At 22.5% G+C, this 2,881-nt stretch carries 4 protein-coding genes; 2 read left to right on the top strand and 2 right to left on the bottom strand.

The features are described 5' to 3' along the window. On the top strand, positions 1 to 317 hold a 317-nt coding region (locus Q5F54_RS12525; protein WP_302334533.1), incomplete at its 5' end, for a hypothetical protein. Between the two features lie 95 nt (positions 318 to 412). On the opposite strand, the gene Q5F54_RS12520 is transcribed toward Q5F54_RS12525, so the two are convergent. Further along, a complete protein-coding gene (locus tag Q5F54_RS12520) occupies positions 413 to 727 on the bottom strand; it encodes a hypothetical protein (protein ID WP_281537875.1) in 315 nt (104 codons plus the stop codon). 337 nt (positions 728 to 1,064) lie between these two features. Between Q5F54_RS12520 and Q5F54_RS12515 the strand changes: the two genes are divergently transcribed. Next, positions 1,065 to 1,628 (top strand): hypothetical protein, encoded by a 564-nt coding sequence (locus tag Q5F54_RS12515; RefSeq protein ID WP_288523633.1) that lies wholly within the window; start codon positions 1,065 to 1,067, stop codon positions 1,626 to 1,628. A 54-nt stretch (positions 1,629 to 1,682) separates the two neighbouring features. On the opposite strand, the gene Q5F54_RS12510 is transcribed toward Q5F54_RS12515, so the two are convergent. Continuing rightward, positions 1,683 to 2,681: a hypothetical protein gene (locus Q5F54_RS12510; protein ID WP_288525969.1), complete on the bottom strand. Its 999-nt coding sequence runs from the start codon at positions 2,679 to 2,681 to the stop codon at positions 1,683 to 1,685. Between the last annotated feature and the right edge of the window lie 200 nt (positions 2,682 to 2,881).

Genomic DNA, 2,881 nt, shown 5'->3' with positions numbered 1-2,881 from the left:
AAGCATATAAATTATTAAAACCAGTTATAGATAATAGTTTTTATGACCAAAGACATAATATTATTAAATCAGAAGATGGAAAAACTTTAATATTGAAGCTTCATATGGATGAATATGTTGCAGAAAATGGAAATATAGATGAATGGAATAAATATATTTATCAATGTTTAAATTCTGCTAAAGCGTTAAAAGAGTTCTTATTAAATAATGGTCTAGAAACTAATTTCGCTATAGTTGTTATGGACTTTGATAAAGAGGTAGTATATATTTATATACTAAATGATCAAGTATATTATAATATAAGAAATGCAAACTAAATACTTATAATTTATAGGATGGTTTAAGTAGCTATCCTGTTTTTTATGTTATTAAATTAATACTGTAAGAATAAATTAAAAGGTGTATTTTTGCTTTATTTGAATTCCTCCCATACATCATTATTTAATTTAATAAAAGACTTATTACCATCTCTTCTTCTAACATATCCTTCTTCATCCATATAAATATAATGACTTTCATCCCAGTCTACTTTTCTTACCTTATATCCTTCCTTTAATTTAGTTATAGCATCTCCAAATGTCATTTTAGGTTTTTCTACCGGTAATGTTCCTTCATATTTTTCATCATAGTTTTCCTTCAAACATTCAATAGAACAAAATACTAGACCTCTATCAACTAAATGACAATAATTATATTCTAATTCAAATCCACACATACAACATTTCATAATTGCCTACCTCCTATAAATTAAATTAATCTCATAATATTATCATTTGTATACGCAAGAGATACAAAATACTATCAAAGTCTAGATTAAAAAGGTTGTTTAATAGGCTAAAAATACCATCACTAATATATATTTTATTATATGTTTTAGGACAAATATTTGTGTACAAACTGAATTGATATATATTTATCAAGGATTTCCATGTTTTTATAATGGGACATCTTATAAATTAAAATTTGATATAAAAATATATATTTTATTTATAAGGTATGATAAAATATATAATATCATTTTATATTAAAAAGAATTTTTATATTTAAAAACTAAGGAGAATAATATGAGACGAGTAGACTTAATGAGCAAAACTACGACTTTAGTTACTATGCTAAGTATTGTATACGCTCTTATAGACATGAAGATAATATTTTTGGCGCCTATATTAACAATATCTATACCTTATAGATTTATGAAATATAAAGAAGAAGGAAAGCATACTGAAAATAGAAAAATATTAAATAACTTACTTTTATTCAACTTAATTGTGTTTATAGGAGTAATAGCTATAACTAATAGAATGAGCACAGACATATTTGAGATTATAGTAAATATAATAATCACATTTATTTATTTTAAAGTATTATCTATGATAGATAAGAAAAGGGAAATATTATACAATAACCCTCAAATGGTATATGATAAAATAAATGAAAAGATAAATGCATTAGAGATGATGTATGAACAAACTGAAGAAGGTATGAGAAATGCTGAAACAGAAAAGGCTAGAAATTCAATGGAAGCAAAGTTAAATGCCATAAGATATAAAATAGATGAATTAAAAAGACAATCAGAGCTTATTAAAGCTCAAATAGAATCTAAAAATAACAATAAAAATATGAACTAATAAAAATTTTAGAATCTTTATCTATAAAATGAGGAGTATCTTATAAGATACTCCTCATTTTATAGGTAAAGAATTTAAACTTAAATTGTTTTTAGGTGCAAATATTGAAGTTATATTATCAGAAATGTATTGATATCTTATAAATGGTTGATTAGATATATTCTTATCCATTATAGGTTTGCTCCAATTCATTCCTAAATCACATGATTTACAAATGTACAAATCAAAGTATTCAACCCACTGTATATATATAGTAGAATTTTCTTTTATTATACTTGGAAATAAGCACATAACATCTTTACTTATAATAGACTCTTGATTTATTTTCAAAAAATTATTTTCTAAACTGATATTGACATATTTGCAATAATATTTGTTATCGTGGTTTTCTGAAAATACTATATGATAGTTACTGCTTTCATCTTGTAAAACAGATAAATATATTTTATTCTTATTTGATTTAGTAATTTGAATAGGCTTAGACCAAGAACGAGAATTTAAATCAAAGGTAGATACAAATAATTCTTCAAATTTATCGACTAGCTTAAAGTAAAATATAATAGGTCTGTTATTTGAGTAGGCTACAACGAAGTTACTAAGAATATTATAGTCTATAAAATCTATTGTATTTTTTACATAAATATTATCATCTTCATATATATGAATTAGATTTGCTAAAAGAGGTATACTTTTGTTTATTGAGTAATATATAGTATGTTTTATATTATATATGTGTTTTGTATATGGAAACTTTACTATAAAGTTTTTATAATCATATTTTATCATAGTATGTTTATCGATATTATCTTCTTCTATATTTAAGTTTAATATTTTTCCTTTTTTATCATTGATGATTCCATAGATATTGTCTTTTTCATTTGTATCTAGCCATATATCTACAAAGGAATAGTCCCCAGTAAATAAAATTTTAGGTAGTAAAATATCATTTTTATTATTTATTTTAGTTAATACTATATCTTTATCTATGTCAAAGTAATATAAGTCGTTGTTATTTTTTTTTATTACTATATTTGTTTTATCTATAAAAGACATAACTATCCTCCTAAAAATCTTTATACTAATATTTATATTAAAATATGCAAATTTATACATATATTAGTAAAAATTATTAAATAGAGAATCTAAATTAGTAACATGTATCTTATAAAATCATATATTTTATTAAGAAGAGAATATAATCTTTTCAAAATAAATACAGGAGAGGATAGAAGGCATGAGTGAAATAAAAGACA

Origin of the sequence: uncultured Romboutsia sp. (genome assembly GCF_958366745.1) — a bacterium.
Lineage (GTDB): Bacteria > Bacillota > Clostridia > Peptostreptococcales > Peptostreptococcaceae > Romboutsia > Romboutsia timonensis.
Note: the sequence above shows the minus strand (reverse complement) of the source record. Positions and strands in the feature narration are given on the sequence as shown.